At 37.9% G+C, this 18,347-nt stretch carries 20 protein-coding genes; 13 read left to right on the forward strand and 7 right to left on the reverse strand.

Features of this window, described 5'->3' with window-relative positions:
* Positions 1-69: 69 nt before the first annotated feature.
* Genes ESV24_RS13870 through ESV24_RS13880 form a run of 3 tightly spaced genes read right to left on the reverse strand, consistent with a single transcriptional unit; the run spans position 70 to position 2,755 of the window.
* Complete coding sequence (locus tag ESV24_RS13870; RefSeq protein WP_111816977.1) at positions 70-1,176, reverse strand: peptidylprolyl isomerase; 1,107 nt, start codon at positions 1,174-1,176, stop codon at positions 70-72.
* Positions 1,177-1,185: 9 nt separating this feature from the next.
* Positions 1,186-1,740: a gliding motility-associated peptidyl-prolyl isomerase GldI gene (gldI, locus tag ESV24_RS13875; RefSeq protein ID WP_111816978.1), complete on the reverse strand. Its 555-nt coding sequence runs from the start codon at positions 1,738-1,740 to the stop codon at positions 1,186-1,188.
* Positions 1,730-2,755, reverse strand: a complete 1,026-nt coding sequence (locus tag ESV24_RS13880; RefSeq protein WP_111816997.1) for a DHH family phosphoesterase — start codon at positions 2,753-2,755, stop codon at positions 1,730-1,732. The genes gldI and ESV24_RS13880 overlap by 11 nt, the downstream gene beginning before the upstream one ends.
* Before the next feature lie 155 nt (positions 2,756-2,910).
* Between ESV24_RS13880 and ESV24_RS13885 the strand changes: the two genes are divergently transcribed.
* Positions 2,911-3,330, forward strand: coding sequence for a nucleoside-diphosphate kinase (locus tag ESV24_RS13885; RefSeq protein WP_111816979.1), 420 nt, complete (start codon positions 2,911-2,913; stop codon positions 3,328-3,330).
* 122 nt (positions 3,331-3,452) lie between these two features.
* Here the strand turns inward: ESV24_RS13885 and ESV24_RS13890 are convergent, their stop codons facing one another.
* The 3 genes from ESV24_RS13890 to recF form a co-directional block, all read right to left on the reverse strand.
* Positions 3,453-3,749, reverse strand: coding sequence for a DciA family protein (locus tag ESV24_RS13890; RefSeq protein ID WP_111816980.1), 297 nt, complete (start codon positions 3,747-3,749; stop codon positions 3,453-3,455).
* 96 nt (positions 3,750-3,845) lie between these two features.
* A complete protein-coding gene (locus ESV24_RS13895; RefSeq protein ID WP_111816981.1) occupies positions 3,846-4,265 on the reverse strand; it encodes a lipocalin family protein in 420 nt (139 codons plus the stop codon).
* A gap of 114 nt (positions 4,266-4,379) precedes the next feature.
* Positions 4,380-5,459, reverse strand: a complete 1,080-nt coding sequence (gene recF / locus ESV24_RS13900; protein WP_111816998.1) for a DNA replication/repair protein RecF — start codon at positions 5,457-5,459, stop codon at positions 4,380-4,382.
* Between the two features lie 295 nt (positions 5,460-5,754).
* Here recF and ESV24_RS13905 point away from each other — a divergent pair, with 295 nt between their 5' ends.
* The 7 genes from ESV24_RS13905 to ESV24_RS13935 all read left to right on the forward strand — a co-directional run bounded on the left by ESV24_RS13905 (position 5,755) and on the right by ESV24_RS13935 (position 12,023).
* Positions 5,755-6,522 (forward strand): tetratricopeptide repeat protein, encoded by a 768-nt coding sequence (locus ESV24_RS13905; RefSeq protein WP_111816982.1) that lies wholly within the window; start codon positions 5,755-5,757, stop codon positions 6,520-6,522.
* A complete protein-coding gene (gene ribH, locus ESV24_RS13910; RefSeq protein ID WP_111816983.1) occupies positions 6,522-7,019 on the forward strand; it encodes a 6,7-dimethyl-8-ribityllumazine synthase in 498 nt (165 codons plus the stop codon). The genes ESV24_RS13905 and ribH overlap by 1 nt, the downstream gene beginning before the upstream one ends.
* 202 nt (positions 7,020-7,221) lie before the next feature.
* Entirely contained in the window at positions 7,222-7,506 is a 285-nt protein-coding gene (locus tag ESV24_RS13915; RefSeq protein ID WP_111816984.1) for a riboflavin synthase subunit beta, read from the forward strand.
* A gap of 6 nt (positions 7,507-7,512) precedes the next feature.
* Positions 7,513-9,381: a DNA mismatch repair endonuclease MutL gene (mutL, locus tag ESV24_RS13920; protein ID WP_111816985.1), complete on the forward strand. Its 1,869-nt coding sequence runs from the start codon at positions 7,513-7,515 to the stop codon at positions 9,379-9,381.
* On the forward strand, positions 9,382-10,125 hold the full coding sequence (locus ESV24_RS13925) for a rhomboid family intramembrane serine protease (protein WP_111816986.1): 744 nt from the start codon (positions 9,382-9,384) through the stop codon (positions 10,123-10,125).
* Between the two features lie 2 nt (positions 10,126-10,127).
* Entirely contained in the window at positions 10,128-11,003 is an 876-nt protein-coding gene (locus ESV24_RS13930) for a rhomboid family intramembrane serine protease (RefSeq protein ID WP_111816987.1), read from the forward strand.
* 3 nt (positions 11,004-11,006) lie between these two features.
* Positions 11,007-12,023 (forward strand): endonuclease/exonuclease/phosphatase family protein, encoded by a 1,017-nt coding sequence (locus ESV24_RS13935; RefSeq protein WP_111816988.1) that lies wholly within the window; start codon positions 11,007-11,009, stop codon positions 12,021-12,023.
* 21 nt (positions 12,024-12,044) lie between these two features.
* Here the strand turns inward: ESV24_RS13935 and ESV24_RS13940 are convergent, their stop codons facing one another.
* Entirely contained in the window at positions 12,045-12,674 is a 630-nt protein-coding gene (locus ESV24_RS13940) for a WbqC family protein (RefSeq protein ID WP_111816999.1), read from the reverse strand.
* A 142-nt stretch (positions 12,675-12,816) separates the two neighbouring features.
* Here ESV24_RS13940 and udk point away from each other — a divergent pair, with 142 nt between their 5' ends.
* Genes udk through ESV24_RS13965 form a run of 5 tightly spaced genes read left to right on the forward strand, consistent with a single transcriptional unit; the run spans position 12,817 to position 18,252 of the window.
* Complete coding sequence (gene udk, locus ESV24_RS13945; protein ID WP_111816989.1) at positions 12,817-13,437, forward strand: uridine kinase; 621 nt, start codon at positions 12,817-12,819, stop codon at positions 13,435-13,437.
* Entirely contained in the window at positions 13,434-13,766 is a 333-nt protein-coding gene (locus ESV24_RS13950; protein WP_111816990.1) for an FtsB family cell division protein, read from the forward strand. The genes udk and ESV24_RS13950 overlap by 4 nt, the downstream gene beginning before the upstream one ends.
* Positions 13,763-15,133, forward strand: coding sequence for a methylmalonyl-CoA mutase subunit beta (locus ESV24_RS13955; RefSeq protein ID WP_111816991.1), 1,371 nt, complete (start codon positions 13,763-13,765; stop codon positions 15,131-15,133). Before ESV24_RS13950 ends, ESV24_RS13955 begins: the two co-directional genes overlap by 4 nt.
* Entirely contained in the window at positions 15,126-17,303 is a 2,178-nt protein-coding gene (scpA, locus tag ESV24_RS13960) for a methylmalonyl-CoA mutase (protein ID WP_111816992.1), read from the forward strand. The genes ESV24_RS13955 and scpA overlap by 8 nt, the downstream gene beginning before the upstream one ends.
* 49 nt (positions 17,304-17,352) lie before the next feature.
* The gene (locus tag ESV24_RS13965; protein ID WP_111816993.1) at positions 17,353-18,252 is read left to right on the forward strand and encodes a hypothetical protein; all 900 of its coding nucleotides are present in this window, start codon (positions 17,353-17,355) and stop codon (positions 18,250-18,252) included.
* Positions 18,253-18,347: the final 95 nt, after the last annotated feature.

Raw genomic sequence — 18,347 nt, forward strand, 5'->3', positions numbered from 1 at the left:
GTTTGTTTCAAAAAAAAGAGGAACCAATTAAAAACTGGTTCCTCTTTTTGTATTTAGAATAAACTGAAATTATTCTACTATCTCAACAATTTCAAGGTTGAAAATCAATTCAGAATCTGGAGGTATTACTCCTGGAATTCCTCTTTTGCCATATGCTAAATGAGCAGGAATGAACACAGTTGCCTTGTCGCCAACCTTCATATTTAATAAACCTTCGCGGAAGCCCGGGATTAATTTTGCCTCTGTGCTGTAATCTGTAGGCACAGGAACATATTGCTCTGCTGCTTTGCGCATTTCATCAACCATTTCAAACTTTTCAGCGTTTGATAAAATATTGGAGTCAAACATATGCCCATCGTTTAGGTATCCAGCATAGTTCATCATAATTTTATCGCCTTCTTTAGGTTGTGGTCCTGCGCCTTTTTCATTAAAATAAATTTTAACGCCTGAAGGAAGTGAGTCAGCCTTCGCTCTCACAGCATTAAGTTCTTCAACTTGCTGCGCTGCTACTTTATTTACGCGTTCCTCTTTCTCTTTCTTTTCTTTTTCAAGTTTTCCCATTTCTTCAGTGAAATAAGGAACTTTTATACCTCCTTTATTTATAATGTTCACTGATTGAATAGTAATTGCCTCTTTCGGTTTGTCACCAGGTTTTTCAGTTTCAAGATTTCCTATTGAGTCAATAACTTCTTGTCCGATTACTATTTCTCCAAAAACGGTGTGGCGTCCATCAAGCCACGGAGTTTCTTTCAAAGTAATAAAAAACTGACTTCCGTTTGTGCCCGGGCCAGAATTTGCCATAGCCAAAAGTCCTTTTTTGTCGAAACGGATGGTGTCTGTAATTTCGTCGGGAAATGCATACCCAGGACCTCCAGTGCCATCGCCTTTTGGATCGCCACCTTGTATCATAAAATCTTTAATGACGCGGTGAAAGGTAAGATTATCGTAAAAACGTTTTCCTTTGTACAGAGAGTCAACCATACCGTTTGTTCCTTCGGCCAAAGCCACAAAGTTTGAAACTGTAAGCGGGGCAGATTCGTTTTTCAATTTTGCAACAAAGGTTCCTTTGTTGGTAATAAATTCAGCATACACGCCATCTTTAAGGTCTGGATATTTTTCCTGACAGGACGCAAATGCAAGCGTAAGAAATAAAAATAGAAATGTTAATTTTTTCATGGTGTTAATTTAATTTTCGTTTGATTGTTCAATTGAATGTAGGGTAATAGTGCTCTGCACCGGAATATTGGTGCCGAGTTTTTCTTCAATCCCATAATAGCCAAAAGCTTTATAGGAAGGAAAAAGAAAGGTTACTGTTTCGCCTTCCTTCATAAGTTTTATGCCTTCGCGAACCCCAGAGATAAGATCTTGGTTGCTTTGGTCAACTTTATATTGTTGCAGTCCGTTTTCTTTTTCTGAAAGAATTATGCTGCCGTCTAAATCTTTAATATCATACGTAAATTTTACCACATCGCCCAAATCTGGCATTTCGGTATTTGTTGTATCTCGGCTGTTGTAGTAATACCAAAAACCATTTTCAGAAGAAATATAATCTGTGGTAGAGTCATTAGCCATTATTTTTTGAATGTAGCTTTTCTCTTCGGTATAGATTTTTTTATTCCGCTCTACAGACTCCTTTATAAAAGTTCCCGACGCACTTTGCAATGGGCGTCTGGCTTCCGGGCTTTTACAGGAAATAATTATGGTAAAAAATAATATACTAAAAAACAGCTTATAAAGCATCTGTAAGTTCATTTTTATAACGGGGCAAGATACTAATAAATTCGTTTATGGTTTTGTTAAGGTCCTGTGAACTTTTTCCGCCGGCAGCGTTAATATGGCCACCGCCGCTATAATGATTTCTCGCAAAATCATTGACAGAAAAATCTCCCTTACTTCTCAAGGAAATTTTCACAATACTCTCTTGCTTGTTTTCAATAAAAATAATTGCAAAAACAACGCCTTTTACAGAAAGTGCATAATTTACAAATCCTTCCGTATCGCCTTTTTTGAAGTTGTTGTCGTCTAGTTCCTTTTGGGTCATTGTAATATACGCCGTGTGCAATTCAGGCAGAATTACCAGATTGTTCAAAGCCACGCCCAGAAGTTTCATTCTGTCAGGGCTGTTTGTGTCATAAACATTTTGGTTGATGATAGCGCTCTCAGCACCCGCCTCAATCAATTTTGCCGCAACCCTATGAGTGGTTGGGCTAGAGGAAGCGAAACGGAAAGAACCGGTATCGGTCATAATTCCCGTGTAGAGGTTAATGGCAATTTCTTTTGAAAGCTTACTAGTTTCGCCCAAAGCATCCATAAAATGATAAACCATTTCAGAAGTGGAACTCATTTTTACATCGCTGTATGTTGCTACAGCATATTCTGCGGGTTGTTGATGATGATCAATCATAACAAATTTTGCAGTTGCGTTTTCTAAAATTGTTTGCAGTTCGCCACCAACTCTGTCTAAACTATTAAAATCTAGGGTGAAAATTAAATCGGCCTTTTCAAATAGTTCCTTGCTTTTTTCAACTTCCTTCTCATAAATAACAATGTCCTCACAACCCGGAAGCCATTTTAGGAAATCTGGAAAATCGTTGGGCATAATTACGTTTGGACTATGTCCCAGACTTTTTAAAAAGAAAGAAAGTCCCAAACACGATCCAACCGCATCGCCGTCAGGGTTTTTGTGGCCAACAATCACTACTTTTTGTGGTGAGGCAAGTAGTTTTATAACAGTTTCGGTAATATCTTTTTTCATAGGAAGCGAAGATACAATAAAGCCATTTAATCCCAAAAGATCAAAATTGTAGGCGCGCGCACAAACAGTTTTAGAATTAACGTGTAATTAAACATTCCGTAAATAGTTGCATTTCATTTTCAAATAGTTATTTTTGCCAAAATTTTAAAAACAAAATGAGAACAGACAGAACATTCACAATGTTAAAGCCAGATGCGGTTGAAAAAGGACACATAGGCGCCATTCTTGATAAAATAAACGCTTCAGGTTTTAGAATTGTAGCGCTAAAGCTTACCCACATGACAACGCAAGATGCGAAAGCGTTCTATGAAGTGCACAGTGAGCGCCCTTTTTATGGCGAATTGGTTGAATATATGACTCGCGGACCAATCGTTGCTGCAATTCTTGAAAAAGAAAATGCTGTTGATGATTTCCGCACTTTAATTGGTGCAACCAACCCAGCTGATGCTGCTGAAGGTACCATCCGTAAATTATACGCAGCTTCTATTGGCGAAAACGCCGTTCACGGAAGTGATAGTGATGAAAACGCAGCTATTGAAAGTGCTTTTCATTTTGCTGGACGCGAAATGTTTTAAGTAATTACAATCTATTATAATTGAAAAACGCCTTCCAATTCGGGAGGCGTTTTTTTTATAAATTATTTTTTATAGTAGGCGCGTGATTAATCGCACGCCTAAGTGTTTAATGGAATAACAATTTACCGCAAAACCAATTTTTCAATCAATTCCTTCCCCAATTCCTCATTGAGTAATTTAATGATTTTCTCTTTCCCATAACTCAATTCCTCGCGCAGAACGGAAGAGGAAAGCTGTACATAGAGTGTGTCGCAATCCAATTTTATATCTGTTGTATATTTTGAAATAGCTACGCCCATAACCGAGTCCCACGCTTCTTTGGCATTCACTTTGTCCAAGCCTTTCTCCAAACGGTTTGTGCCAATGAATTCTTTTAAAGCATCGCCAATTGATATGTTTTCTGCGTGTCTTTTTGCCATTTTAATGTGAATTTGTGAATTTGTGAGTTTGTGAATCTGTGAGTTGGTTTTTTTATAAATTTAAGTCACACTGAGCGCAGTCGAAGTGAAGCGTTACTACTCAAAGTCAAACTTTTTAAATTTTGAATAGGTGTAAATTTTATTGTCCCGATTTTTCACTGTCAAACTACTATCCTTCGCCTCAATCACAGTTTCTTTCCATTCATCAAAAGGGCTTTTGTAATACATCCGCAAACTGTCTTCCTCAATTTTTAAAATGAAATCTTCTGAAACACCATTAGTTGTAAAAGTGCCATCAAACTTTGGTGAAACTTTGGTTCTTGAACCGCTGTCGCCTTTTACTTCTAAATAATCTACAATCGTATTTACACTAAATTTCTTTTTTTCGCCATCGGCCATTTCCACGGTTTTTATTTCCCAATAGCCGCTTAGGTTTTGTTTTTGTTCCTCGGGATTGGGTTTTTTACAGGAAATAATAAAAAGAGCGAATAATAGGTATGTAATTTTATAATTCATTTGTTTAGTTTCTAAGTTTTCTTCGCGCCTTTGCGCCTTCGCGAGAGAAAATTACACGCAAAGTCGCCAAGTCGCCAAGTTTTTTCGTGTTGACAATTAACATATTGACTTTATTTAAAGCGGAAACATTTTATAAGTCTGATGCACTTTTTTAATCACTTCTTCTGTACGCTCCGCATGAGTATCGCTAATAAAAAGCTGCCCGAAATTTTCATTATCTACCAAACTAATTAAATGCTCCACTCGCGTTTCGTCCAATTTATCAAAAATATCATCCAATAGCAAGATTGGATTCGTTTTTGAATGGTTTTTTATAAAATCAAATTGCGCCAACTTCAAAGCTATAAGATACGATTTTTGCTGTCCCTGCGACCCAAATTTCTTAATTGGATGTCCGTCAATTTCAAAAACCAAGTCGTCTTTGTGTATCCCAAAGTTGGAATATTGCGTAACCCTGTCTTTCATAATATTCTTCTGAAGCAACGTCAATAAATCATTTTCTTGCAACTGACTTTCGTAAACTAAGTTTATACTTTCTTCGCCACTGCTAATGGATCTGTAACGGTTCAAAAAAATAGGAAGAAATTCGTCCAAAAAAGCAGTCCGCTTTCCATAAATAGAGGTGCCAAAATTGTGAAGCTGCTCGTTGTAAATATCAATCGTGTCCTGGCTAAAGGTATTATTGGCGACAAAATATTTTAAAAGTGAATTGCGCTGAGCCAATACTTTATTGTATTTAATGAGTGTGTTGAGGTAGTCTGAATCGCGTTGCGAAATAACACCATCAACAAACTTTCGGCGCGTATCGCTCCCTTCGATAATTAAATCCCTATCTGCTGGTGAAATTATTACTAAAGGCAAAAACCCAATGTGCTCGCTAAACTTGTCATAAGCTTTCCCATTTCGTTTTATAATTTTTTTCTGTCCTTTTTTAGCGCTTACAACAATCTTTTCTGGGGTTTCTTTTTTCTCATAAAAACCTTCAATTACAAAAAATTCCTCCCCGTGCTTCATGTTTTGACTAGTTATAGGGTTAAAATAACTTTTACCGAAGGAAAGATGGTAGATTGCATCCAGTATATTGGTCTTTCCTACGCCGTTATTTCCCACAAAACAATTTATTTTTGGGTCAAATTCAAAGCTTTCCACTTCAAAGTTTTTATAGTTGAGTAAAGACAGTTTTTGTAATATCATAAAAATTGAAGTAAGATTTTTAGACTTAGCACATAAGGCCAAATGCTAAAAAACCCATTTTATCAAGCATTTTTAAAAGTTGTAAAAATAAGAGGTTTGTTATGATTATATCCTACGTATTAAGTCCTTTTGTTTTACGTCAATTGTAAAAATGTGGAATATTTTCAACAACTTTTCAGCAATGACGGCTTAAAGACTATGAATAACCGCTCTGCAAATTATTAAAAAATAAGAAATATTAATCCTTTTAAATTCCATTAAAAATTTTATTTTTGCGCCACAATAACCTATAACTATGGCAACGTACAAAAAACGCGGAGGCAAACCAACTACAAAGGCTGATAAAGAAGCACAGCTAGAAGAAAACAGTACTACGGCAGAAGTATTTAATACGCTTGACGAAGGCGCATCAAAAACGGAAGCTTGGGTAGAAAAAAACCAAAAACCTATCTTAGGCTTTATTATAGTTGTGGCAGTTTGTGTATTGGGATACTTTGCATACGATCAGTATATAAAAGGCCCTAAAGAAACTGAAGCCATGAACGAAATGTTCCAAGCTCAGAACTATTGGGAACAAGCTTTGACCGCTCCTGCAAAAGATTCACTTTACAATCTTTCACTACAAGGTGGTGAAGGAAAGTACGGCTTTATTGATATTATCGATAACTACGGTGGAACAAATGCTGCTAATCTAGCACATTATTACGCTGGAATGGCTTACCTAAATACCAATAAATATCAAGAAGCAATCGCACAGTTGGATAAATTCAGCAGTGATGATGATATGTTAGGACCTTTGGCAAAAGGCGCTATTGGCGACGCTTTTGTGCAATTAGGACAAAATGAAGATGCTCTAAAATATTACGAGGAAGCTGCAAAATTGAGAACCAACGATTTTACAACACCACGTTTTCTTTTGAAAGCTGGTATCGCTGCAATGGCTTTAAACCAAAATGATAAAGCTTTAGCACATTTCAAAAAAATAGCTGACGAATATCCAAATGCAACCGAAGCTGCGAAAGCTGAAATCTATACCGGCCGCGCGGAAGCAATGAATAAATAATGGCTACAGCAAATACAAATTTATCGGCTTACGATAAAAACACAATCCCAAACGCGAAGAACTTTCGGTTTGGGATTGTTGTTTCAGAATGGAACCACGATATAACAGAAGGCATGTTTCAAGGCGCGTTTGATGCTTTGAAAGACTGTGGAGCCATTAATGAAAACATAGTTCGTTGGAATGTTCCAGGCAGTTTTGAACTTATTTTTGGCTGTAAGCAGATAACTCAAAGTTATGATATGCTCGATGCCGTAATTGCAATTGGAAGTGTTATTCAAGGCGAGACAAAACACTTCGACTACGTTTGCGAAGCTGTTGCACAAGGCATAAAAGACTTAAACGTACACGGAAATATTCCCGTTATTTTCTGCGTTCTTACCGATAACAATATGCAGCAAGCCATTGACCGCAGCGGCGGCAAACACGGTAATAAAGGCACAGAAGCAGCAATAGCTGCAATAAAAATGGCACAACTTCGGAAAGACGCACGATTTTAGATTTACGATTGTAGATTTATCTTAAATATTTCGTTGTCACCCTGAGCGCAGTCCAAGTGCCGAATCCCAAATCTCAAGTCTTCAATCCAGATAACGGATAACTGTTAACCGACAACTGAGAACGGTACAGTAATTGTTTAAAATGGCTTCGTAATTACTTTAGAAAACATACTATTTTCAGTAACTTTGAAGCACGACAATTATGGGACTAATAAGTAAGCGAAAAAATAAAAAGTACAGTTATAAACCACGTCATTTTGATTCTGATGGTGAAAGCAGCCCTTTTTCAATGGGTCATAAATTTGACCAGTACAGAACCACTGTTGGCGATAACAAAGGATTAAAGGGAAAATTTCAAACCGCTTGGGCAGATTTACGACAGTCTTCAGATAGAAATGCAAACCGTAGATTGATTGTAATAATTGCAGTACTTGTTCTTCTTTTTCTATTTATTATTGAATTCGATTTATCTATTTTCTACGCATAAATTTTAATGGCAGACATTATTCAGTTATTACCAGATCACGTTGCTAACCAGATTGCAGCTGGTGAAGTTGTACAGCGACCAGCATCGGTAGTAAAGGAGTTGCTGGAGAATGCCATTGATGCTAATGCCACAACAATAACACTTGTAATTAAAGATGCTGGAAAAACCCTAGTGCAGGTCACCGACAACGGATCAGGAATGAGCGTTACCGATGCTCGGCTCAGTTTTGAGCGGCACGCAACTTCAAAAATAAAGTCGGCTGAAGATCTTTTTAACCTTCACACAAAAGGTTTCCGAGGTGAGGCTTTGGCCTCTATTGCAGCAATTGCGCACGTAGAGTTGAAAACCAAAACAGCTGATTCAGAAATTGGAACACATCTCACAATTGAGGGCAGCAAAGTAATATCACAGGATCCAGCTGTTGTCCCGAAGGGAACGACCATTTCAGTAAAAAACCTTTTTTATAATATTCCCGCACGAAGAAACTTTTTAAAAAGCAATCCCGTTGAATCGCGTCACATTATTGATGAATTCCACCGTGTGGCTTTGGCGCATCCCAGTGTAGCTTTTCAAATGCTCCATAATGGAAGTGATGTTTTTAACCTTCCATCTTCAAATTCGCGACAACGCATCGTAAATATCTTTGGAAGCAAAACCAATGAAAAACTAGTTCCCGTAAGCGAGGAAACCGAAATTTTAAAAATTGAAGGCTTCGTCTTAAAACCTGAATTCGGAAAAAAAAGTAGGGGAGAGCAGTTCTTTTTTGTGAATGACCGTTTTATAAAAAGTCCGTATTTGCACCATGCAGTTTCGTCGGCTTTTGAAGGTTTAATGAAGAATGATGTGCATCCGGGCTATTTCCTTTTTTTGGAAGTAGATACTCATTCCATCGATATTAATATCCATCCCACAAAAACCGAAATAAAGTTTGACGATGAACATTCTATTTATGCCATGCTTCGCGCAACGGTAAAGCATAGTTTGGGACAATTCAATATTGCTCCAGTGCTCGATTTTGAAAGGGATAAAGGTTTTGATATGCCTTATGATTATAGCAAAAAATCACCCACGGCACCGTCAATAGATGTAGATAGGGATTTCAATCCATTTAGAGAGAAACCGAAACAGGGAAATATTAGTTTTCCTTTTAAAAGGGAGCAAGCTCAGTCTTGGGAATCATTGTATGTGGGTTTAAAAGATGGCTTCGGCTCCGCTCGGCCACCGGGTCGGTCATCGAGCGGAGCCGATATGGAAATGGAATTTGAAAGCGAAGAAGTAACCGGAAGTCTTTTTGAAACTAATGAAGCCGAAACCGGACAGATAACGTTTCAACTTCAAAATAAATACATTGTAAGTCCGTTGAAAAGCGGGATGATGATAATTCATCAAAACTTGGCGCACCAGCGGATTCTTTATGAAGAATTGCTAAAAAATATCACTGTAAAAGAAGCAGTTAGCCAGCAATTGTTATTTCCGCTTCAACTGCATTTTTCAAAACCTGATGTTGAAATAATTGAAATGATACGTGAACAACTTGAACACACAGGTTTTATTTTTTCAGAATTGAAAGATGAAACGATTGAGATTAGCGGAATTCCTGTGCTAATAGTAGAAAGTCATGTTGTAAATTTGCTTAGCCAATTAGTGCACGACATTAAAGAAGAAGTGCCCGAAAACGATTTTAGCCAAAATGATATGCTTGCAAAATCTATGGCTGCGACTATGGCGATAAAAACTGGCGTTTCATTAAATAGAGAAGAACGCGAACATCTAATAAATCAACTCTTTGCCTGCAAAGAGCCAACAGTGAGCCCGACCAACAAACCAGTTTTTACAACGCTGGATGTGAATGATCTGGATAAAAAATTTATGTAAATGGGAAGAATAACCGATACTATAAAATTTCTTTTAATACTGAATGTGATCTTCTATATAGGATCATTTATAATCGGCGATTTATCAATCAAATTGTTTGCCCTATATTATTTTGAAAATCCTAATTTTCAATATTGGCAGCCTGTCACGCATATGTTTATGCATGATCCTTCCTCTATATTCCATATACTTTTTAATATGTATGCACTATGGGCTTTTGGTTCACCTTTAGAAATGCGCTGGGGACAGAAAAAGTTTCTTTTCTTTTACTTTTCCGCAGGTTTGGGTGCAGCCATAATACATACATTGGTAAATTACTTTCATATTCATAGTGTAATGGACTCTTTGATAGCCGGTGGATGGAGCGAGGGGGAAGTTATGAGTTATTTGTCTGGCGGAAATGGCGGAAGCAAAGCGGTTTTAGACACTGTTTCTATGGATAGCATACAATCTATGGCGCAATCTTACAATGGTATGGCCTTAGGTGCTTCGGGTGCAGTTTATGGAATTTTGGTCGCCTTTGGAATTATGTTCCCGAATATTGAGTTAATGCTTATTTTTCTCCCAATCCCAATAAAGGCGAAATATTTTATTCCCGGAATTATCCTAATAGATTTAATTTTTGGAATTACCGGAACAGCCACAGGTATTGCGCATTGGGCACACATTGGGGGGGCGCTCTTTGGTTTTATTATGGCGTGGTACTGGAAGAAAAATAGTTTTGATAACCATCGCTGGAATTAATTATGGCAGCTACAAACCTTTCATATAAATATAAAACTGCCAATATTTTGGTGAAGCTCATTGTTATCAATGCAGCCGTGTTTTTAGTGGTCTATTTGGGATCCTTCATTTTGAGCGTAAGCCCGCAGTACATCTCTCGTTGGTTTGTTTTGAGCGATGATTTTGACACGCTTTTATTCCGTCCGTGGACGTTAATTAGTTACGGATTTCTGCATTTTGGCTTCTTTCATATTCTGTTTAATATGATTTGGTTGTATTGGTTTGGGCAATTTGTTTTATCACTCTTTGACGGCAAAAGATTGTTAACAGTTTACTTACTGGGCGCATTATTTGGAGGGCTGTTATTTGTTTTGGCTTATAACCTTTTCCCAGTTTTTGAAGAGAATCGCGGGTTTTTAATCGGCGCTTCGGGAGCTGTGACTGCAATTATGATTTTTATAGCTACATACACCCCCAATACGGAGGTGCGTATTTTCACTTTCATTATAAAACTCTGGCATATTGCGCTTTTTCTTTTTCTTTTAGATTTGGTGCGAATTCCAACTTCCGGCAATGCTGGCGGCCTAATGGCGCACGTGGGTGGAGCAGTCTTCGGCTATATTTATGCGGTTCAACTTGCCAAAGGAAACGATATAGGCAAATGGTTTGAAAACTTTATGGATTGGATCACAAACCTCTTCAAGCCACGAACAAAAAAGCCTTTCAAAACAGTGCATCGCACAACACAAAAAACGCCACAACGTTCTAAACCCAAAGAGGCAAAATCTGCTCACCAAAAAAAGGTGGATGGTATTTTGGACAAAATAGGTAAAAGCGGCTATGAAAGTCTTACTAAGGAAGAAAAGGACTTTCTTTTTAAAGCCGGAAAAGAAGATTAACCGATGCGAAAAATTTTCAACAAACTTATTTATTGGGGCAATCTGCTCGCGGCATTTCTTTTGTTGATTTCATTTATTCTGCCTTATTTACCGCCAAAAACATTTCCCACGCTATCACTGCTGAGTTTGATAGTTTCATTGCTGATAATTGTGAATATTCTCTTTGCAATTTACTGGGCAATACAGCTTCGGCGCAGGTTTTTTATTTCTTTTACAGTTCTTTTCATTTCCTATTTTTATTTCAATGTTTTTTATGAAGTTTCTTCAGAAGTAGATGCCGCTCAGTACAAAAATACACTTAACGTGCTGTCCTATAACGTACGGCTCTTTAATGCTTATGAAAAAAACCCGAAGAATGACGCGTCACAAATAATTTCTGAAATACTTACAGAGCAGAATCCTGATGTGGTCTGTGTTCAAGAATATTACAAACCTAATAAAATAGATTTTTCAACCTATCCCTATCAATATATTCACTTTAAATCCATAAAGGCAAAACTGGGGCACGCAATCTTTTCAAAATATCCACTAATTAATACTGGCGGTTTCGATTTTGAAGATACTTCAAACAATACGCTCTATGCAGATGTGTTAAAAGGAACGGATACCATTCGCATCTACAGCGTTCATTTGCAGTCTCTCGGTATTATTCCGCGGGTTCGGTTTTTGCAGGAAAGCGATAACGAAAAACTTAGAAAGCGCATCTCAGGCGCGTTTGAAAAGCAACAAAGCCAAATTGTGGCAATTCTACAGCACAAAAGTAAAATTGCGCACCCAGTAATGATTTGTGGCGATTTGAACAATACACCATTTTCATACACCTATAGAAAGCTAAAGGATGATATGCAGGATGCCTTCCGCGAACGCGGTAATGGTTTGGGAACTACCTTTAAATTTGAAAAATTCCCGATGCGTATCGATTACATTTTCGCTTCACCAGGCTTAGATCTTCTTTCGTTTGATACTATGGAGAAAACTTTTAGCGATCATTTTGCCGTGCGGGCTACCGTGGGTTGGTAAATTAATTCTGAATTCTGAATTCTAAATTAAGAATTGTAAAGATTGTCTTTCCAAATAACTCAACGCATTCGGCCCTTCATTAAAAAGTAAATCCAAAACCGAAAGATTCGGTAAAAATGGATGGTTTGCCTCATGTACTTGGGTGTAGGCTTCCGCTTGAAAATCTGATTTTATTTTTGCGTTAATTAGAAACCGAAGGTCTGTAATTTCAGGCGTGGTTTCAAAAGAAGTAGTTTTTGAAATTTCAACGTCTATTCCTATTAATTCACACAAAACTTCAAATAGTTTTAGATTGTGTTCCATTAAATTTTCAACCGGTTCTGTAAATAAATATTCCAAATCATCTTCGTAAAATTCAAAAAAAGGCGAAGTACGGTAAGCACTCTGCAAGCTTTTCCAGTGATGTTCCTGCCATGGAAAATCATTTTCAACCATTACTTCCTTCGTTTTTTGTCGCTTTCCGGTTTTGTTGTGTTTTATGGGAATATTCAAAAGCAATTTCCCGTTGCTGTGTGCAATAAACATACGGGTTCGGTAGGTTTGTTTTTGATAATTATCTTCAACTTCAAAAAAAACCTTTTCAGCCTGCGCAACCGCAGCCATTTGTTCAATGGACGGAAAATAGGAGGGATGGAGAAGGATTGTTTTCATTTCGAATTTTAAAGCCTTCAAAAATAGAAAAGAAATTGAAATCGAAAACGAAATTGGAATCGAAATCGAAATTGTCACCCTGAGCGCAGTCGAAGGGTTTAACTTGATTCCTTTTCCCTACATTTGTGTAAATAAAAAAAATATGCTCATTATTGGCATTGCCGGCGGTACCGGAAGTGGAAAAACAACTGTGGTAGCTCAAATTGTGGAAGAACTTCCTGTGGATGAGGTTTGCGTTATTTCGCAGGATTCCTATTATCACGACACCAGCGATTTATCTTTTGAAGAGCGCAAAAAAATAAATTTCGACCACCCAAAAGCAATCGATTTTGATTTGTTGGTTACCCATTTAAGGGAACTTCGCAAAGGAAATTCCTTCGAGCAACCCGTTTATTCTTTTGTAGCGCATAATAGAACCGGTGAAACAGTAACCACCTTTCCAAAAAAGGTTATTATTGTTGAAGGAATTTTAATCTTGGCGCATCCAGATATTCGTGAAATGTTCGACATAAAAATATTTGTACACGCAGACAGCGACGAACGATTAATACGCAGATTAAAGCGTGATATAGCCACCCGTGGCCGCGATTTAGACGAAGTTTTAAACCGTTACCAAACCACGCTAAAACCAATGCACCAACAATTCATTGAACCTACAAAGGAATTTGCAGATATTATAATTCCAACAAACAGATACAATACTGTGGCCGTTAACGTAATACGCAGCATAATTCATCAAAAACTAAACTATACCCAAGCGTGAGTTTCAAAGAATTTAAAAATAGAAAATGGGTTCGTTTTATAAGCAATAAGTATGTGCTTATCCTTATTCTATTCGTTGCATGGATGTTTTTTTTCGATGCAAACTCATACCTTATTCACCACGAATTAGATGGCGATATAAATGCTTTGGAAGACAATGCAGAGTTTTATCAAAAGGAAATAGACAACGATAAAACCTTCATCAAGAAAATGGAAGATAGCAATGAGATGGAGAAATTTGCTCGTGAAAAGTATTATTTGAAAAAGGAAAACGAAGACATTTATATAATTGAACACGAAGACAGCATCAAAAAAGAAGAGAAACGATGAGCAAATTTTTATTTGAAGATTTTGATGAAGTTTCCGCAAAACAGTGGAAGCAGCAAATACAGTACGATCTAAAAGGTGCAGACTATAACCAAACCTTGGTTTGGCAAAGTCCCGAGGGCATCAGCGTAAAACCTTTTTACCACGAAGACGATTTTAAAGAAGAATTTCAACCCATTCCGGGGCAACCACAGTCGTGGAAAATTGCCCAAGAAATTTTTGTTGATGACGAAAAGATAGCAAACAACATAGCTTTAGATGCTGCAAACCGAGGGGCAGAAGCTATAATTTTTACCGCCGCAGAAGATTTTGAACCAAGAACCGTATTTAAAGATTTTCCGTTTGAAACAACTTCCATTTATTTTGAACTTACATTTCTCTCCGAAGCATTTTACGGCAAGCTCGTTAAATTCTTTTCACAGAAAAATGCAACCGTTTATTACAATATAGATTTAATAGGAAACCTCGCCCGCACGGGCAACTGGTTTCATAATTTGAAAAAAGACCACGAAATTCTAGATAGTATTTTACAGAAACACGATTCAGAAAAATTACTATCGGTTGATGCTACTTTATATCAAAACGCAGGCGCAAATATGGTTCAGCAATTGGCGTATGCTTTGGCACACGCCAATGAATACTTAAACCACATTGCGAGCGAAGCGAAGCAATCTGTAAGTCTTACATTTTCTTTAGCCACTGGCCCAAACTACTTCTTCGAAATAGCAAAAATCCGCGCGCTACGTAAACTTTATGCAACTTTAGCAAAGGAATATGGTGTAAATGAAACCTGCCACATCATCGCCACACCTTCAAAACGCAACAAAACCTTATACGATTACAATGTAAACATGCTGCGTAGCACCACCGAATGTATGAGTGCCGTGCTGGGCGGAGCCGATACGGTTTGTAATTTGCCGTATGATGAATTATATCACAAAAGCAACGAATTCGGAGAACGCATTTCGCGCAACCAATTGTTGATATTAAAACACGAAAGCTACTTTGATGCGGTGAGCAACCCTGCCGATGGCACCTATTATATTGAAAGCTTAACGGTTGAACTTGCCGAAAAAGCGCTTCAACTTTTCAAAGAAATTGAAAAAGGTGGAGGCTTTCTTCAGCAATTAAAAGAAGGAACAATCCAGAAGAAAATTAATGATAGCGCCGAAAAGGAGCAACAACTTTTTGACAGCGGCGAAATGAAACTCTTGGGCACCAATTATCACCCCAACAAAAGCGACCGAATGAAAGACAATTTGGAGCTTTTTCCTTTCGTAAAACGTAACCCAGTCAAAACCCTAATCGTCCCCATCATTGAAAAACGCTTGGCAGAAAAAGTTGAACAGGAAAGAATAAGCAATGAGTAGAAAAGATTTACAGAATATTAGCCTGAAAAGGACGGATGACGGAAGACAGAATACGGAAGCTGATAAAAATTCTGAATTCAGAATTCAGAATTCAGAATTGAAAGATGAAGCATATTCGACTGCTGAAAATATTGATTTAAAAAAAGAATATAGCAAAGAAGATATAGCCAATTTAAAACACCTAAACTTCGTAGCCGGAATAGCACCAAACCTTCGCGGACCATACTCCACAATGTACGTCCGCCGTCCGTGGACCATCCGCCAATACGCAGGTTTTTCAACAGCAGAAGATAGCAACGCATTTTATAGAAGAAACCTAGCCGCAGGCCAAAAAGGGCTTTCGGTAGCCTTCGATCTTGCCACACATCGCGGTTACGACAGCGATCACGAAAGGGTAGAAGGCGATGTAGGGAAAGCAGGCGTAGCAATAGACAGCGTGGAGGATATGAAAATCCTATTCGACCAGATTCCGTTAGACAAGATGAGCGTTTCCATGACGATGAACGGCGCTGTGCTTCCCATTATGGCGTTCTATATTGTTGCAGCTGAAGAGCAGGGCGTTTTGCCAAAAGATTTGGAAGGAACCATCCAAAACGATATTCTTAAAGAATTCATGGTGCGCAACACTTACATCTATCCGCCCAAGGAATCGATGAAGATAGTAAGCGATATTTTTGAATATGCTTCTAAAAATATGCCCAAGTTCAACAGCATCTCTATCTCTGGCTACCATATGCAGGAAGCAGGAGCCACGTCAGATATTGAACTTGCTTATACCCTTGCAGACGGTCTAGAATATATTCGCACAGGTATAAAAGCGGGAATGGACATAGACACTTTCGCGCCACGCTTATCCTTTTTCTGGGGAATCGGGATGAACCATTTTATGGAAATCGCAAAAATGCGCGCCGCCAGAATGCTTTGGGCGAAAATTGTAAAACAGTTCAACCCCAAAAGCGAAAAATCCTTAGCATTAAGAACCCACTGCCAAACCAGCGGTTGGAGCCTTACCGAGCAAGATCCGTTCAACAACGTTGCTCGCACGGTTATTGAAGCCACAGCAGCAGTTTTTGGTGGTACACAATCCTTGCACACAAATGCTTTAGATGAAGCTATTGCTTTACCAACAGATTTCTCTGCACGTATTGCCAGAAATACTCAGATTTTTCTTCAAACCGAAACCCAAATCACCAAGACCGTTGACCCTTGGGCAGGAAGTTATTATGTGGAAAATCTTACCAACGAAATCGCCAACAAAGCCTGGGCGCTAATAGAAGAAGTAGAAGAACTTGGCGGAATGACCAAAGCCATTGAGGCCGGCATTCCCAAACTTCGCATAGAGGAAGCTTCAGCCAGAAAGCAAGCGCGTATAGATAGTGGACAAGATATAATTGTAGGAGTAAACAAATACCGCCTTGACAAAGAAGACCCACTACAAATCCTGGACGTGGACAATCAAAAAGTCCGTACTTCACAGATTGAACGTCTCAACCATATAAAAGCCACGCGCGATACCAAAAAGGTAGATAAAGCCCTTGCAGATATTACCCAATGTGCAAAGACAGGTCAAGGAAATTTACTAGCTTTAGCCGTAGAAGCTGCCCGCCACAGGGCAACCCTCGGCGAAATCTCTACCGCAATGGAAAAAGAATTCGGCAGGTATAAAGCACAAATTAGATCTTTTAGCGGCGTGTACAGTAAAGAAATTAAGAAAGACGAAAGTTTTATAAAGGCTCGAGAAATGGCAGACAAGTTTGCTGAGCTTGAGGGCCGTCGTCCACGTATTATGATTGCCAAAATGGGGCAGGACGGTCACGACCGCGGTGCCAAAGTTGTTGCAACAGGCTATGCCGATGTAGGTTTTGATGTGGACATTGGTCCCCTTTTTCAAACGCCAGCAGAAGCCGCAAAACAAGCAGTAGAAAATGACGTACATATCCTCGGCGTTTCCTCCCTTGCCGCAGGCCACAAAACCCTCGTGCCACAGGTTATTGAAGCCCTAAAAAAATACGGCCGCGAAGATATTATGGTTATCGTGGGCGGCGTAATACCACACCAAGATTACCAATACCTTTTTGATGCAGGCGCAGTTGCCGTTTATGGTCCCGGAACTCGGATTAGCGATGCTGCTATTGAGATGTTGGGGATTTTGATTGAGGGGGTGGAGTGACAGAATTGGAATATTATTTTCCATTTATGATTAAATGAATTATAAATATATGTCTACAGAAGGAATAGTTACGATTTTACTTACATTAATTCTTGGAATTCCAAGTATAATTACGATTTTTCGTTTAAGACGAACAAGAATTGTTTATTTAGAAAAACACATCATAAATTTAAATGATGATTTGCTTAAAAATTTTAATCAACTCTCTATTAAATATAAAGGAATTGAAATACAGGAGAATGTTTTTTTTGTAAGTGGATTTCTGGTTTGTCAGGGTGATAAAGATATTTCTGATGATAACAATTATGTAGAAATATATATTCCTAATAATTCTAAATGGTTGGATTTAAAGATAGTTTCAAATAGCAAAGGCATGCAAATTAAGGAGAGTGTTTTTAAGAATAAAGCTAATATAAATTTCGATCTATTTAAGAATAAGGAATATATTGAGTATGAAGGAATCCTAGAAATTAATTCCAAAGTTGAAAATATTGACACAAAAGCACTTCTTGAATTTCATCATAGAATTCCAAACATACCTTCAATAAGTAAATTCAAAATTGAAAATCTCAAAACAAGCTTATCAACTTTATTGCTGTCAAGTTTTATTGCCTTCTTTCCTTTGTTCTTTGCCTATGATTATTACAAAATTGATAACTCGGATGTCAAGGCTTATAATGCAATTAAGAACACGCGAATTGATTCTTTTACAATGAATGAGAATAAGCAATTAAGCGATTTATTGGATAAAACAATCAATGAATATTCTGGATTTTCATTTTTATTTGAAGGAAAATCTCAAGCTTATCCAGTTAACGGAGTAAAAGATTTTAGAGGAAAGGAAAAAATTGATTTAACATCAGTATACTTTAAAATGGATGAGTGGGGCATTAAGGATTATATATCTACAATATTTCGGGAGTGTTCAATTAAGTGTGTCATCGGTTAAAAATCTGTTGTCAAAATAATCTACTAGGTCTCTTCGCACCGATGCCCATGCAAACATACTACCATTCCATCTTGTCTGCGCATTTATGGTTGCCA

Source organism: Aequorivita lipolytica, assembly GCF_007997135.1.
GTDB classification, from domain to species: Bacteria; Bacteroidota; Bacteroidia; order Flavobacteriales; family Flavobacteriaceae; genus Aequorivita; species Aequorivita lipolytica.